This is a genomic window from Variovorax sp. 10N432, from assembly GCF_056394465.1.
Window position 1 is genome coordinate 155,113 of sequence record NZ_JBFTHX010000009.1, and the last position, 14,622, is coordinate 169,734.

Here is a 14,622-nt window from a genome sequence, read left to right on the forward strand (position 1 = left end):
CCCACGCTCCCTCACTTCGTGTAGTCGCTGCCCCCCGAGGGGGCCGCAGGCCGCCTTGGGGCGGCCCGGCGCCGGCCTGGGTGGCCCCTCTCGTCCGGTGGCTGGCCGCCGAGGGCACCATCAGCAGCCTCGTCGGGCTTCAGGCTGCCGGTGCGCTCCAGGCGCTCGAACTGGGCGATCACCTGGGCGCCGAACAGCACCAGCGTGGCGGCGATCTCCAGGCTCAGCAGCACCACGATCGCGGTGGTGAGCGAGCCGTAGACGACGTTGACCTGCGACAGGGTGGCGAAATAGAACACCAGCACCCGGCGCGTGACCTCCCACAGCAAGGCGGCGGTCACGCCGCCGATCAAGGCATGCCGCAGGCGCAGCCGGCCGACCGGCATCACCAGGTAGAGCGAGGTCAGCATGAAGATCTCGCCGCCCAGCCCGAGCAGGTAGAGCAGCACGCCCGAGACGCCCGACAGCGACCAGCTGTAGCCGAGCAGCTCGACGCTTTCCTCGCCGATCACCTGCAGCGCGCCCGTCACAAGGGTCACCAGCATCAGGCCCACGCACAGGCACAGGATGTAGATGTAGGGCATGACCACCGAGATCAGGAAGTGCCGCGAATGCTCGGCCTTGCGGTGGTGGAAGATCACCGCCATCGCGCCCTCCAGCACCGTGAAGGCCAGCGAACTGAAGAAGATCATCGTCACCAGCAGCACCGGGCCGAGCACCTCCGCATGGGTCAGGAAGTTCGACAGTTCACCGACGATCGCCTGCGACTGGCCGGGCAGCAGCCAGGCCAGGTAGCGCCCGACCGCACTCAGCAGCGCCGCCTGGTCGACGAAATGCGACAGCGCGATGACGCTGACGATCAGGAGCGGCACGATCGACAGCAGCGCGTAGTAGGCCACCGCGCCCGCGAGCAGCAGGCCCTGGTTGGCCTTGAAGCTCTTGAGCGCCTGCCAGATGAAACGCAGGGGGTGGCGCAGCACGGGGCCGATCGGGTGGGTGAGGGAACGGCGGATCATTCGGTGCTTTCGGGCCATCGGCGGTTCGTGGGCCCGGCGCGGGCCTGACGGCTTGCGTATCATTTGGAGTTCCGAGCCTACATGACCATCCCCGCTTCTTTCATCCAGGAACTGATCGCACGCGCGGACGTGGTGGAAATCGTCGGACGCTATGTCCAGCTCAAGAAGGCCGGCGCCAATTTCATGGGCCTGTGCCCCTTCCACGGCGAAAAATCCCCGTCCTTCTCGGTCAGCCCGACCAAGCAGTTCTATCACTGCTTCGGCTGCGGCGTGCACGGCAACGCGATCGGCTTCCTGATGGAGCATGCCGGCATGGGCTTCGTCGAGGCGGTGCACGACCTGGCCGGCCAGTACGGCCTGCAGGTGCCCGAGGACGACGCCTCGCCCGAGGAACGGGCCCGCGCCGCCGGCCAGCGGCAGAAGCAGGCCACTTTGTCGGAGGTGCTCGAGAAGGCCGGCGAGGCCTACCGCAAGCAGCTGCGGCAATCGCCCGGTGCGATCGACTACCTCAAGGGCCGCGGCGTCTCGGGCGAGGTCGCGAAGCAGTTCGGCATCGGCTACGCCCCGGCCGGCTGGCGCTCGCTGGCCAGCGTCTTCCCCGACTACGACGACCCGCTGCTGGCCGAGAGCGGCCTGGTGATCGTCGGCGAGGCCGAGGAAGGCGGCGAAGCCAAGCGCTACGACCGCTTCCGCGACCGCGTGATGTTCCCGATCCGCAACGTCAAGGGCGAATGCATCGGGTTTGGCGGCCGGGTGCTGGGCGACGAGAAGCCCAAGTACCTGAACTCGCCCGAGACCCCGGTGTTCAGCAAGGGCCGCGAGCTCTACGGGCTCTACGAAGCCCGGGCGGCCTTCCGCGACCGCGGCTACGCGCTGGTCACGGAGGGCTACATGGACGTCGTGGCGCTGGCGCAGCTGGGCTTCCCGAACGCGGTCGCGACCCTCGGCACCGCCTGCACGCCCGAGCACGTGCAGAAGCTGTTCCGCTTCACCGAATCGGTGGTCTTCAGCTTCGACGGCGACGCCGCCGGCCGGCGGGCGGCCCGCAAGGCGCTCGACGGCGCCCTGAGCTACGCCACCGACGTGCGCAGCATCAAGTTCCTGTTCCTGCCGGCCGAGCACGACCCCGACAGCTTCATCCGCGAGTTCGGCGCCGACGCCTTCGCCCGCTTCGTGTCCGAAGCCACGCCGCTGAGCCGCTTCCTGATCGAGGCGGCCCGCGAAGGCTGCGAACTGTCGACCGCCGAAGGCCGCGCCCACATGGCCAGCAATGCCCGCCCGCTCTGGAGCGCCCTGCCCGAAGGCGCACTCAAGCGCCAGCTGCTGGCCGAGATCGCCGCCCTCGCGCAGCTCGGCACCCAGGAGCTGGCCGAGCTCTGGACGCCGGCGGCGCCGCGCCCGCCCGCACCGGCGCCTTCGCGGGCCAGCGCGCCGGTCGCATCCGAAATGACCGAGGAGGACTGGGCCAGCCGGGACCAGTGGTTCGACGAACAGGCGCGCGGCGGTTCCGAGAAAAAGCGCTTCAAGTCGTTCCGCCAGCCGCCACCTCCCCGCCCACCCCCGGGCGGCCGCCGGCTGCCGACCAGCCGGGCCGACGTGGCGGCGCGGCTGGTGCTGTCGAATCCGGCCGAATGGGAAGCCCTGTCGCACGAGCTGCACGCCCTGCTCTGCGACCTGCCCGGCGAGCACGGCCAGCTGTTCGCCTGGCTCGACAGCCAGGGGCACGAGCATGGGATCCAGCCCTGGGCGGCGCTGCGCGAGGGCCTGCGCGGCCTGAGCTTCGAAGCGCTGGCGGTGCGGGTCATGACCGGCCCGGACGGCGGTCCGATCGGCGATGCCGAGGGCGAGCAGGCGGCCGATGCGGCCCGCGAACTGCGCAACGTGCTCGACTACATGCTGGACGACCTGCTCAAAGCCCAGCAAAGCGAGGCGATCGCGGCGGTCGGCAGCGATCCGCGGGCGCTGGAACGCTACAAGGCGCTCGAAGCGCGCCGGCTGGAGTTGCGAAATCGCCTCAGGCCGAGCACAAACAGTGCTTGAAAAACTGGCAGCGCGCTATAATGTAAGGCTTAGCCAGACGCTCGAGGCGTCTGGTTGAAGCAAAAATAGGCAAGAGCGACAGCAGCACCTCCGGGCCGACCCCAAGCGCAATGCACTTCCCGACGGGAAAAGGGTCAATACACCGCAAGGACTGCACACCAAATGTTCGCCCGACATCTTGCCTTTTGACGGCTGCCGGGGGGCTCGCGTTCCCCCAGCCTCAGTGTTTGTGCTCCTGCCTGCGCCGGGTTTCGAGGCGCGTGTGATTCCGCTTGGTCCATCTTGTTGTACGAGGTCGTATGCCCAGTTCAAAGAAGCCTGCCGTGTCCGCTGCYAAGAAGCCCGCTGCAGAAAAACCGTCGAAGACCGCCGCGCTGCAGGCAACCAAGACGGGTGCCGTCGCCTCCAAGGCGTCAGCAGCAACGAAAGTGAAAACCGTGCCCACCAAAACGACTCTCTCCGCCGATCCCACCATCGAAAAGCCCGCCGCCAAGAAGGTGGGCCGTCCGCCCAAGGCCGCCGGCACCACCACCGGCGCCAAGCGCGGCCGCAAGCCGAAGGCCGGCAATGAATCGGCGGGCAGCGACATCGATCTGTCCGACATCGAGGACGACCTGGCCGGCGAGGAGCCGGCAGCGACCACGACCGAAGAAAAGGTCAAGCCGCTGCGCATGAAGATCAGCAAGGCCAAGGAACGGGCCTTGATGAAGGAATTCGGCCTCGACGAGACCGTGCTGTCCGAAGAAGACCTGGCCAAGCGCCGTTCGCGCCTGAAGACCCTGATCACGCTGGGCAAGACCCGCGGCTACCTGACGCACGGCGAAATCTCCGACCACCTGCCCGACAAGCTGGTCGACGCCGAGACCATGGAAGTCGTGGTCACGATGCTCAACGACATGGGCGTGGCCGTCTACGAGCAGACCCCCGACGCCGAGACCCTGCTGCTGAACAACACCGCCCCGACCGCCACCACGGTCGAGGAAGCCGAAGAAGAAGCCGAAGCCGCCCTGTCGACCGTCGACAGCGAATTCGGCCGCACCACCGACCCGGTGCGCATGTACATGCGCGAGATGGGCACGGTCGAGCTGCTCACGCGCGAAGGCGAAATCGAGATCGCCAAGCGCATCGAAGGCGGCCTGATGGCGATGATGGAAGCCATCTCGGCCTCCCCCGCCACGATCGCCGAGATCCTGCGCCTGGGCCAGGAAATCCGTGACGGCAAGGTCGTCATCTCGACCATCGTCGACGGCTTCTCGAACCCCAACGAGGCCGACGACTACGTGGCCGAGGAAGACTTCGACGAATTCGACGAGGAAGACGACGACGACGGCAAGGGCGGCTCCAAGGCGCTGACCAAGAAGCTCGAGGAACTCAAGCGCGACGCGCTCGAGCGCTTCGACCGCATCGCCGTGCTGTTCGAGAAGGTCCACAAGATCTACGACAAGGAAGGCTACGGCACGCCGGCCTACGAGAAGGCGCAGCACGCCCTGTCCGAAGAGCTGATGACGATCCGCTTCACGGCCCGCACGATCGAGAAGCTGTGCGACCTGGTGCGCACCCAGGTCGACGACGTCCGCAAGAAGGAGCGCGAGCTGCGCCGCATCATCGTCGACAAGTGCGGCTTCCCTCAGGAAGAGTTCATCCGCGACTTCAGCGGCTACGACAAGAACGGCAACCGCGTCGCCTCCAACCTGCTCAACCTCAAGTGGGTCGAGAAGCAGGCCGCCGCCGGCAAGCCCTGGAGCGCCGTGCTGGCGCGCAACATCCCGCCGGTGCAGGAACTGCAGCAGCGCCTGACCGACATCCAGTCGCGCGTGGTGGTGCCGCTGACGCAGCTGAAGGACATCAACAAGCGCATGAACGAAGGCGAATCGTCTTCGCGCGATGCCAAGAAGGAAATGATCGAGGCCAACCTGCGCCTCGTGATCTCGATCGCCAAGAAGTACACCAACCGCGGCCTGCAGTTCCTGGACCTGATCCAGGAAGGCAACATCGGCCTGATGAAGGCGGTCGACAAGTTCGAATACCGCCGCGGCTACAAGTTCTCGACCTACGCGACGTGGTGGATCCGCCAGGCGATCACCCGCTCGATCGCCGACCAGGCSCGCACCATCCGCATCCCGGTCCACATGATCGAGACCATCAACAAGATGAACCGCATCAGCCGGCAGCATCTGCAGGAGTTCGGCTTCGAGCCCGACGCCAGCATCCTGGCCGCCAAGATGGAGATCCCGGAAGACAAGATCCGCAAGATCATGAAGATCGCCAAGGAGCCGATCTCGATGGAAACCCCCATCGGCGACGACGACGATTCGCACCTGGGCGACTTCATCGAGGACAGCAGCAACACGGCGCCGATCGAGGCCGCGATGCAGGCCGGCCTGCGCGACGTGGTCAAGGACATCCTCGACAGCCTGACGCCGCGCGAAGCCAAGGTGCTGCGCATGCGCTTCGGCATCGAGATGTCGACCGACCACACGCTGGAAGAAGTCGGCAAGCAGTTCGACGTGACGCGCGAGCGCATCCGCCAGATCGAGGCCAAGGCGCTGCGCAAGCTCAAGCACCCGAGCCGTTCGGACAAGCTGCGCAGCTTCATCGACACTCTGTAAGCGCGCACTCGCAAGCAGACGACAAGAAGGCGCCCTCGGGCGCCCTTCTTTTTTCCAAGAACACCAAGAATCCACCGGAGCCGCCGCCCATGAACCCCGAAGCCGACAAACTCTGGCGCGCGCCGCGCTGGGCGCTGGCCGTGCTGCTGGCGGTGCTGGGCATGCTGGGTCCGTTCTCGATCGACACCTACATCCCGGCTTTCTCGGGCATCGCGCGCTCGATCGGCGCCACGCCCGCCGAGATGCAGCAGACGCTGTCGGCCTACCTGTTCGGCTTCGCCTTCATGAACCTGTTCCACGGCGCGCTGTCGGACAGCTTCGGCCGCCGGCCGGTGGTGCTGTGGGGGCTGGCGGTGTTCACGGTCGCATCGCTGGGCTGTGCGCTGTCGCAGACCATCGGGCAACTGGTGCTGTTCCGCGCCCTGCAGGGCCTGTCGACCGGCGCCGGCATCGTGGTCTCGCGGGCGGTGATCCGCGACATGTTCCCGCCGGCAGAGGCGCAGAAGGTGATGTCGCAGGTGACGATCTACTTCGGCATCGCGCCGGCGATCGCGCCGATCGTCGGCGGCTTCCTGTTCGTGCACCTGGGCTGGCACGCGATCTTCTGGTTCCTGGTCGGCGTCGGCGTGGTGCTGTGGGTCGCCAACTTCAAGCTGCTGCCAGAGACGCTGCACAAGGACCATCGCCAGCCCTTCGAGGTGCGGCATCTCATGCGCGGCTACTGGGACCTCTGCTCCGACCCGCGCTTCCTGCTGCTGGCGCTGGCCAGCGGCGTGCCCTTCAACGGCATGTTCCTCTACGTGCTGGCCGCGCCCGCCTTCCTCGGCGAGCACCTGGCGCTGGCGCCGACCCAGTTCTTCTGGTTCTTCATCCTGACCATCGGCGGCATCATGAGCGGCGCCTGGGCCAGCGGCCGGATGGCCGGCAAGGTGGCGCCGAAGCGGCAGATCCGCGACGGCTTCGTGATCATGCTGGCGACCTCGATCCTGAACGTGGCCGCCAACGCCCTCTTCACCCCGCATGCCGCCTGGGCGCTGTGGCCGCTGGCGGTGTTCGCCTTCGGCTGGGCACTGATGGTGCCGGTCGTGACCCTGCTGGTGCTCGACCTGCACCCGGACCGCCGCGGCATGGCCTCGTCGCTGCAGGCGGTCATCGGCTCGACCGCCAACGGCATCGTCGCCGGCGTGGTCGCGCCGCTGGTGATGCACTCCACGCTGGCACTGGCCGCCACCTCGCTGCTGATGCTGGGCGTCGGGCTGGTGGCCTGGGTCTGGCTGCACGGGCGCTGGCCCGAGATCGGTCGGCGGGTCGCCGGCGAGGCGGCCTGAAGCGATGCGGTCGTTCGATCTGCGAAGCTTCGCCCGCGCCTGGCTGCCCGGGCCCACCGTCGTCGACGGGCGCGAACGGCTGCGCGCGGTCGTGGGGGCTGCGATCGGCCTGCTGTTCACCGGCCTCGCCTGCGAATGGGTGGCCGGCGGCAGCGGCTGGCTGATCGCCCCGCTCGGCGCCAGCGCGGTGCTGGTGTTCGCCTTGCCGGCCAGCCCGCTGGCCCAGCCCTGGCCGGTGATCGGCGGCAACACGCTCGCGGCCCTGGTCGGCGTTGCCTGCGCCCATTGGCTGCCCGACGCCGTCTGGACCGGCGCGCTGGCGACCGCCCTGGCGATCGGGCTGATGTTCGCCATGCGCTGCCTGCATCCGCCGGGCGGCGCGGTGGCGCTGCTGGCCGTGCTGACCCACACCGGCGAGCTGCCTTTCGCCTTCCTGCCGGTGTTCGCCGATTCGCTGCTGCTGGTGCTGGCCGGCGTGGTCTACAACAGCTTGACGGGACGCCGCTATCCGCACCTGCAGTTGGCGCCGCCGCGCCCGCCCGGGGCCGATGCGGGCGCCATGTCGGCCGACATCGACGCCGTGCTGGCGCGCTACAACCAGGTGCTGGACATCAGCCGCGACGACCTCGAATCGCTGATCCGGCAGACCGAGTTGGAATCCTGGCACCGGCGGCTCGGCACCGTGCGCTGCGCCGACATCATGTCGCGCGACCCGGTGGTGGCCGAGTTCGGCATGCCCCTGCAGGACGCCTGGACCCTGATGCACGAGCGCCGCATCAAGGCGCTGCCGGTGACCGACCGGACGCGCCGGGTGGTCGGCATCGTCACCCAGGCCGACTTCTTCCGCCAGATCGACCTGGAGCACCACGAGGGCATCGGCGGCCGGCTGCGCCACTTCATCCGCGCGACCCGCAGCGTGATGTCGAACAAGCCCGAGGTGGTGGGCCAGATCATGACGCGCCAGGTGCGCGTGGCCAGCGAGGACCGGCCGTTGGCCGAACTGGTGCCGCTGTTCTCCGAAGGCGGCCACCACCACATCCCGATCATCGACGCCGAGCGCCGCCTGGCCGGGATGATCACGCAGTCGGATTTCGTGCGCGCGCTCTACCGCGCGGTCGGGCCGGAGAACTGAGCCCGCCGGGCGGCCAGTGGGCCGGCTCGGCGAAGCGCGCCACCAGGAAATCGAGCAGCGTCCGCAGCGACGCCGGCATCTGGCGCCGCGACGCGTAGACACCATAGACGCCCAGGCCCTGCGGCTCGAAGTCGGGCAGCAGCGCCACCAGCCGGCCCTGGGCGATCGGCCCGCGGGCCGAGTAGGCCGGCTGCATCGCGATGCCGGCGCCCTCGATGGCCGCGGCCAGCAGCACCTGCGATTCGTTGGCGCTCAGGTTGCCGCTGACCGGCACCGCGATGCGCTCGGCGCCCTGCTCGAACTGCCACAGGCTCTTGCCGAAGTAGGAATACGTCAGGCAGTTGTGCCCTGCCAGGTCCTGCACGCTGGCCGGCACGCCGTGGGCCGCCAGGTAGGCCGGCGAGGCGCAGACCACCGAGTCGCACCGGCCCAACGGCCGGGCGATCAGGTTCGGATCGAGATCGTTGGTGATGCGGATCGCGAGGTCGATGCGTTCCTCGATCAGGTTCACCGGCCGGGCGTCGATGTGCAGGTCGATCGCCACCCGGGGATGGCGGCGCAGGTAGTCGGCCACCGCCGAGGCGAGCACGTCCTGGGCCAGCGACTGCGCGCAGGCCACCCGCAGCAGGCCGCGCGGTTCTTCCGCGCAGGCGCTGGCGGCAGTCGCCATCTCGGCCGCGACCTCGAGCATGCGGCGGCAGCGCGCCAGTGTTTCTTCTCCGGCCTCGGTGAGGCTGAGGCGCCGGGTCGTGCGATGCAGCAGCCGGGCGCCGGCCCACTGCTCCATCTGCGCAAGATAGCGCGTCACCATGGCGCGCGACATGTCGAGCGTCTCGGCGGCCGCGGTCATGCTGCCGCGCTCGGCGATGCGGACGAAAACCTCGGCGGCGACGATGCGGTCCATATTCGATCGAATCAAGCAACAAACCATTGCATGCTACGCGGTTTTTCGATCGGATAGAGAAACATACGATACGGGCAACACCACCCAAGGAACACCCATGAGCAAGATCGCCCTTCTCGGGATCACCGGCCGCGCCGGCTCCCGCATCGCCGACGAACTGCTGGCGCGCGGCCACAGCGTGACCGGCGTCGCCCGCCATGTCGACGGCGTCGACGCCCGCCCCGGACTGAGCCTCCACGCCGCCGACGCGAAAGCGCTCGACGCCCTGGTGCCGCTCTTGCGCGGCCATGACGTGCTCGTGAGCGCGACCCGTTTCGCGGGCGGCACGGACGCCGCGACCCTGATCGCCGCCGCCCGGCAGGCCGGCGTGCCGCGGCTGCTGGTGGTCGGTGGCGCGGGCAGTCTCGAGGTCGCGCCCGGCGCGGCGCTGATCGACGCGCCCGGCTTCCCCGACGCCTACAAGGCCGAGGCCGCCGCCGGCGGCGCGATGCTGGCCGCGCTGCGCGCGGAGAAGGACATTGACTGGACCTTCTTGTCGCCCTCGGCGATCTTCGAGCCGGGCCAGCGCACGGGCAAGTTCCGCGTCGGCGGCGACAGCTTGCTGAGCGACGCCGGCGGCAAGAGTTGGATCTCGATGGAGGACTACGCGATCGCGATGGCCGACGAGATCGAGTCCCCGAAGCATCCGCGTCAGCGTTTCACGGTGGGGTACTAGAGGGGCGGACGGGTCGGCATTTTCAAGCGGCTGCCGACCCCGGATGTCGACTTCCATGGATCGACGACCAGGAGCCCGCAGCCCTCGAAATCGGTGACGTTCCGGGTCGCCAACTGGACACCATGGTGCTTCGCGATCGCGGCGATCTGAGCGTCGAACTGGCTGATGGGACGACCGGCAGCCCGCCGCGCGCTCACGATATCGGCGTAGACCCAAGCTGCCGAGGGGTCGAACGGCAGTATGCGCCCCCCAAAATCCTCGTCGAACATCGCCCGAACAGCGGTTTCGAGCGCCGCACGCCGCTCGCCTGCAGGCAACAGTCGCGCCCCAAGCATCATTTCCGCCTGCGTGATCGAACTGACGAACAGGGTGTCGGCCGGTTGGGCTTCGAACCATCTCAGCACGCCCGGGTCGGGGGTCGCCCGCAAGAGTTCCGACAGGACGTTGGTGTCGAGAAGCGTGCTCATCGAGCGCTTTCGCAGAGCGGCGCTTTGGACTTCTTTGGAGCGAGACTCCGGCTCGCCGAAAAGCTGCTGCGCAGCAGCGCTGCGGCATTCGCCTTCTGAGCGGCCGGGCCGCTCATCGTCGTTTCCGGGGCGCAGGGGCGGACTTTGGTTTGCTCGGCGCGGACGCGGCTGCCTCGTCGCCGAAGTCGGGCGGCGGGCGCACCGGAGCCCTGGCCTCGATGGGCAATTGAACATCGCCCAGGGTCGCGAATCGAGAGCGAATGCGGGCGCTCAAATCCAGCGACGGCTGCGGCGACTCCTGCAGCGCGGCCCTCAGGATCTGACGCGCCTCTTCTTCCATCGACCGGTTGCGGGCCGCCGCACGCAGACGCAACCGGCTCTTGAGCGGATCCTCCAGATTGCGAATCGTCAGGGTTGCCATCGCGCGTTCCTCCCGTGGAATCCGATTGTAGTCATTGCTTTCATTGCTAGCACCGACTCGCCACGGTTCCAGGGATGGCGCCTGAGCAGGCCTCCGTCAGACTGCCGCCCCCCATTCATGGCCTTTCCAGGCCCGATTCCGTTCATGCAGGGTCAGATAGAGGAGCGCCAGCACGGTTTCGTCGATGGCGCGCACATCGAGTTCCATGATCTTCTCCTGTCAGATGCCGGGGTTCTCCAAGGTCCTCTTCATCGCCTTCAGCCCCTCGGCGATCATGCCCGCGATCGCCGGCTTCATCTCGTGCGGCAGCAGGTCGGCGATCCAGACCAGGCGGCTGTGCCCCGCGTCTTCGGCGAACACCTGCAGCGAGGCGTTGTGGTGCGTGAGGCGGCCGCCGCTGGCCGACCAGACGGCGCGGCGCGCCGCGTCGTCGAGGTCGACGATGACTTCGCGCGCCACCACGCCGTTGCCGAAGGTGACGATGCGGGCATCGCCGTCGAGCTTGCAGTCGGTGACGAAACCCGGCACCAGCCGGCGGTGGATTTCGCCGACGTCGCGGACCGCGTCCCAGATCTTCTCGGCCGGGGCCGCGACCTGGATTTCCTGTCGAATCGATGCCATGTTCGACCCTTTCACCGGCAACAAGGGCCCGTGAGTTTAGGCCGATGCGCCCTATCGACCAACCCCCAGCAGCCGCTCCAGCACCTCGGGCTGTGCCCGCAGGCTGGCCGCGTGGTCCGCATGCACCACGGTGCCGTGGTCGAGCACCACCGCCTCGTCGGAGATCGCGAGGATCGCCTGCGGATGCTGCTCGACGATGATCGCCGCCAGGCCTTCGTCGCGGGTGATGCGGCGGATCGCCCGCAGCAGCTCTTCGACGATGATCGGCGCCAGCCCCTCGAGCGGCTCGTCGAGCAGCAGCAAGGTCGGGTTCAGCACCAGCGCGCGGCCGACGGCCAGCATCTGCTGCTCGCCGCCCGACAGCTGCGTGCCCAGGTTGCCCTTGCGCTCCGCCAGCCGCGGGAACATCTCGTAGACCCGCTGCGGATTCCAGCGGCCCGGCCGCTCCACCGCCGTCAGGTTCTCGTGCACCGTCAGCGACTTGAAGATGTTGCGTTCCTGCGGCACCCAGCCGATGCCGGCCGCCGCCCGCAGGTGCGGCGACAGCTTGTGCAGCGCCGTGCCGCCTAGCGTGATGCTGCCGCCGTGCTGGCGCGTCGCGCCCGCCAGCGTGTTGATCAGCGTGGTCTTGCCGGTGCCGTTGCGGCCCAGCAGCGCCAGCGTCTGGCCCTCGCCGAGCGCGAGCCCGACGTCGTGCAGCACCACGGCCTCGCCGTAGCCGGCGCTCAGGTTCTCGATGCGCAGCAGTTCAGACATGCGCGGCTCCATGGCCCAGGTAGACCTCTTTCACCTTCGGGTCGTTGGCGATCGTGTCCGGATCGCCTTCGGTCAGCAGCGTGCCGTTGACCAGCACGGTCATGCGGTCGGCGAAGCTGAAGACCAGGTCCATGTCGTGCTCGATCAGCAGCACCGAGACGTCGGCCGGCAGCGCCGCCACGGTCTCGAGCAGCTCTTCGCGTTCACCGGCCGGCACCCCTGCAACCGGCTCGTCGAGCAGCAGCACGCGCGGCTCGCAAGCCAGCGCGATCGCGATCTCGAGCAGCCGCCGCTTGCCGTAGGCCAGATGGCGGGTCTGCTGCCCGGCGACGTCGGCCAGGCGGAACTGCTCCAGCAGCTGCCAGGCCCGTTCGGCCACCGCCGTCGAAGACCCGAGCGGGCGCCACCACTGGGCGCCCACGCCGCTGTGCTGCGAGACCACCAGCGCCAGCGTCTCCAGCGGCGTCATCGAATCGAACAGCTGGTTGATCTGGAAGGTGCGCACCATGCCGCGCGCGACCCGGCGGTGCGGCGCCAGCCGCGTGATGTCCTCGCCCTCCAGCACGATGCGGCCCTCGGTGGGCGTGAGCACGCCGGTCAGCAGGTTGATCAAGGTCGTCTTGCCGGCGCCGTTGGGGCCGATCAGGGCATGGCGGGCACCGCGCCGCAGGTTCAGCGTGACGTTGTTGGTGGCCGTGATGCCGCCAAAGCGCATCACGAGGCCGGTGGCGGACAGCACGATGTCGCTCATGGCTTCACCGCCTTGCGAGCGCCGAACCAGGTCCAGGGCTTGAGCAGCCGGTCGCGCCCGACCAGCACCAGCAGCACCAGGATCAGGCCGATCCAGAACATCCAGTACTGCGGCGTGACGGTCGACAGCGTGTCCTGCAGCAGCTTGAAGACGATCGCGCCGGCAATGCCGCCGTAGAGCCAGCCGACACCGCCGATGACCAGCATCAGCACCACGTCGGCCGAACGGTCGAAGGCCAGCACGTCGAGCGAGGCGAAGCCGGTGGTCTGGGCCAGCAGCGCGCCCGCGCCGCCCGCCACGGCCGCCGCCACGGTGTAGATCACGGCCAGCCGCGACACCACGGGGATGCCGATCGCCATCGCCCGCAGCCGGTTGTCGCGGATCGCCTTGAGCGTGGCGCCGAAAGGCGAATGCACCAGCCGGCGCATCAAGAGGAACAGCAGCAGCAGCACCGAGAGCGAATACCAGGCGGCGGTGCGGCCGAACAGGTCGAAGTCGAAGACGCCCAGCACCGGCCCCATCACCACGCCCTGCAGCCCGTCGGCGCCGCCGGTGAGCCAGTCGAGCTTGTTGGCCAGCTCGAGCAGCAGCAGCGCGGTGCCCAGGGTGACCATCAGGCGCGTCAGGTCGCTGCCGCGCAGGATCGTGACGCTGGCCACGGCGCCCAGCGCCGCCGACAGCGCGATGGCCACCACCAAGCCGATCGTCGGATCGGGCATCACATGCTTGGCGAACAACGCCGCCGTATAGGCGCCGAAGCCGAAGAAGGCCGCGTGGCCCAGCGACACGATGCCGGTGTAGCCGAGGATCAGGTCGAGCGACATCGCGAACAGCGCGACGATGGCGATCTCATTGATCATCAGCGCATGCGACGGCACCAGCAGCGGCAGCGCGAAGGCCACCACCCACAGCGCGTATTCCCACGGCCGCCAGCGCGCCTTCTCCAGCAAGGGTTGGCGGAAGTCCATCACTTGCCCCCCTTGCGCGTGAACAGGCCCTGTGGTCGCCACATCAGGATCAGGATCATCAGCAGGTAGACCGTGAAGGCGCCCATCTTCGGGATGAAGTACTTGCCCGCCACGTCGGCGATGCCGAGCAGCAGCGCGGCCAGCAGCGGCCCGGTGATCGACGAGGTGCCGCCGACCGAGACCACGATGAGGAAATAGATCATGTACTTGAGCGGGAAGGTCGGATCGAGCCCGAGGATCTCGGCGCCCAGCGCACCGCCCAGCCCCGCCAGACCCGAGCCCACCGCGAAGGTCAGCAGGAACACCACGTTGACGTTGATGCCCAGCCCGGCCGCCACGCGCGGATCGTCGACCGCCGCGCGCAGCCGGCTGCCGAAGCGGGTCTTGGACAGGATCAGCTGCAGCACCACGGTGAGCAAGGTGCAGACCGCGATGATGAAGATGCGGTAGTGGCCCATGCCCAGCAGCAAGGCGCCATCGCCGAGTTCGGTGCGCCCGCGCAGCCACTCGGGCAGGTGGATGTTCTGCTGCGAGGAGCCGACGAAGTAGTCGACCGCCGCCACCGCCATGAAGGCCAGCCCGATCGAGAACAGCACCTGGTCGAGGTGCGACTTGCCGTACATCGGCCGGTAGAGCGTGCGCTCGAGCAGCGCCCCCGCTGCGCCGACCACCAGGAAGGCCAGCGGCAGGCACAGCAGGAACGGCACCCCGAGCTTCTGCATCGCGAACACCGTGAGATAGCCGCCGGCCATCGCGAAGGCGCCGTGCGCGAGGTTGATGAAGTTCATCAGCCCCAGCGTCACGGCCAGGCCGACCGCGAGCACGAACAGCAGCATGCCGTAGGCAATGCCGTCAAAGAGAATGGTCAACATGCGGCTGTCCGGAATCCTTCGT

Annotated in this window: 14 protein-coding genes and 1 pseudogene; 5 read left to right on the forward strand and 10 right to left on the reverse strand. The window is 68.3% G+C overall.

All coding sequences use genetic code 11. The features are described from left to right. Positions 1-11 precede the first annotated feature (11 nt). On the reverse strand, positions 12-1,016 hold the full coding sequence (locus tag AC1DF3_RS13445; RefSeq protein WP_286532602.1) for a YihY/virulence factor BrkB family protein: 1,005 nt from the start codon (positions 1,014-1,016) through the stop codon (positions 12-14). 81 nt (positions 1,017-1,097) lie between these two features. On the opposite strand from AC1DF3_RS13445, the gene dnaG reads away from it, so the two are divergent. The 4 genes from dnaG to AC1DF3_RS13465 all read left to right on the forward strand — a co-directional run bounded on the left by dnaG (position 1,098) and on the right by AC1DF3_RS13465 (position 8,125). Beyond that, positions 1,098-3,056, forward strand: a complete 1,959-nt coding sequence (dnaG, locus tag AC1DF3_RS13450) for a DNA primase (protein WP_478139874.1) — start codon at positions 1,098-1,100, stop codon at positions 3,054-3,056. A 299-nt stretch (positions 3,057-3,355) separates the two neighbouring features. Further along, the gene (gene rpoD, locus AC1DF3_RS13455) at positions 3,356-5,665 is read left to right on the forward strand and encodes an RNA polymerase sigma factor RpoD (protein ID WP_286532598.1); all 2,310 of its coding nucleotides are present in this window, start codon (positions 3,356-3,358) and stop codon (positions 5,663-5,665) included. Positions 5,666-5,754: 89 nt separating this feature from the next. Further along, complete coding sequence (locus AC1DF3_RS13460) at positions 5,755-6,993, forward strand: multidrug effflux MFS transporter (protein WP_478139875.1); 1,239 nt, start codon at positions 5,755-5,757, stop codon at positions 6,991-6,993. 4 nt (positions 6,994-6,997) lie between these two features. After that, complete coding sequence (locus AC1DF3_RS13465) at positions 6,998-8,125, forward strand: HPP family protein (protein WP_478139876.1); 1,128 nt, start codon at positions 6,998-7,000, stop codon at positions 8,123-8,125. Here the strand turns inward: AC1DF3_RS13465 and AC1DF3_RS13470 are convergent. Further along, positions 8,070-9,029 carry a LysR family transcriptional regulator gene (locus AC1DF3_RS13470; RefSeq protein ID WP_478139877.1) on the reverse strand — a complete coding sequence of 320 codons (960 nt, stop codon included), beginning with the start codon at positions 9,027-9,029 and terminating at the stop codon, positions 8,070-8,072. The two genes, AC1DF3_RS13465 and AC1DF3_RS13470, sit on opposite strands and share 56 nt — an antisense overlap. Before the next feature lie 97 nt (positions 9,030-9,126). Here AC1DF3_RS13470 and AC1DF3_RS13475 point away from each other — a divergent pair, with 97 nt between their 5' ends. Beyond that, complete coding sequence (locus AC1DF3_RS13475) at positions 9,127-9,744, forward strand: NAD(P)-dependent oxidoreductase (RefSeq protein ID WP_301815076.1); 618 nt, start codon at positions 9,127-9,129, stop codon at positions 9,742-9,744. Here the strand turns inward: AC1DF3_RS13475 and AC1DF3_RS13480 are convergent. From AC1DF3_RS13480 to AC1DF3_RS13515, 8 genes and pseudogenes are all read right to left on the reverse strand, one after another. Further along, positions 9,741-10,211, reverse strand: coding sequence for a PIN domain-containing protein (locus AC1DF3_RS13480; RefSeq protein WP_478139878.1), 471 nt, complete (start codon positions 10,209-10,211; stop codon positions 9,741-9,743). The two genes, AC1DF3_RS13475 and AC1DF3_RS13480, sit on opposite strands and share 4 nt — an antisense overlap. A 112-nt stretch (positions 10,212-10,323) precedes the next feature. Then, entirely contained in the window at positions 10,324-10,632 is a 309-nt protein-coding gene (locus AC1DF3_RS13485; RefSeq protein WP_478139879.1) for a FitA-like ribbon-helix-helix domain-containing protein, read from the reverse strand. Positions 10,633-10,743: 111 nt separating this feature from the next. After that, positions 10,744-10,839, reverse strand: a pseudogene (locus tag AC1DF3_RS13490) (DUF6429 family protein); the annotation flags it as partial. 12 nt (positions 10,840-10,851) lie between these two features. Further along, a complete protein-coding gene (locus tag AC1DF3_RS13495; protein WP_286532584.1) occupies positions 10,852-11,253 on the reverse strand; it encodes an SRPBCC family protein in 402 nt (133 codons plus the stop codon). A gap of 51 nt (positions 11,254-11,304) precedes the next feature. Beyond that, positions 11,305-12,009 (reverse strand): ABC transporter ATP-binding protein, encoded by a 705-nt coding sequence (locus tag AC1DF3_RS13500; protein WP_286532582.1) that lies wholly within the window; start codon positions 12,007-12,009, stop codon positions 11,305-11,307. Then, positions 12,002-12,760, reverse strand: a complete 759-nt coding sequence (locus tag AC1DF3_RS13505) for an ABC transporter ATP-binding protein (RefSeq protein ID WP_478139880.1) — start codon at positions 12,758-12,760, stop codon at positions 12,002-12,004. The genes AC1DF3_RS13500 and AC1DF3_RS13505 overlap by 8 nt, the downstream gene beginning before the upstream one ends. After that, positions 12,757-13,728 (reverse strand): branched-chain amino acid ABC transporter permease, encoded by a 972-nt coding sequence (locus tag AC1DF3_RS13510; protein ID WP_286532578.1) that lies wholly within the window; start codon positions 13,726-13,728, stop codon positions 12,757-12,759. Before AC1DF3_RS13510 ends, AC1DF3_RS13505 begins: the two co-directional genes overlap by 4 nt. Then, positions 13,728-14,600, reverse strand: a complete 873-nt coding sequence (locus tag AC1DF3_RS13515; protein WP_286532576.1) for a branched-chain amino acid ABC transporter permease — start codon at positions 14,598-14,600, stop codon at positions 13,728-13,730. Before AC1DF3_RS13515 ends, AC1DF3_RS13510 begins: the two co-directional genes overlap by 1 nt. Positions 14,601-14,622 lie beyond the last annotated feature (22 nt).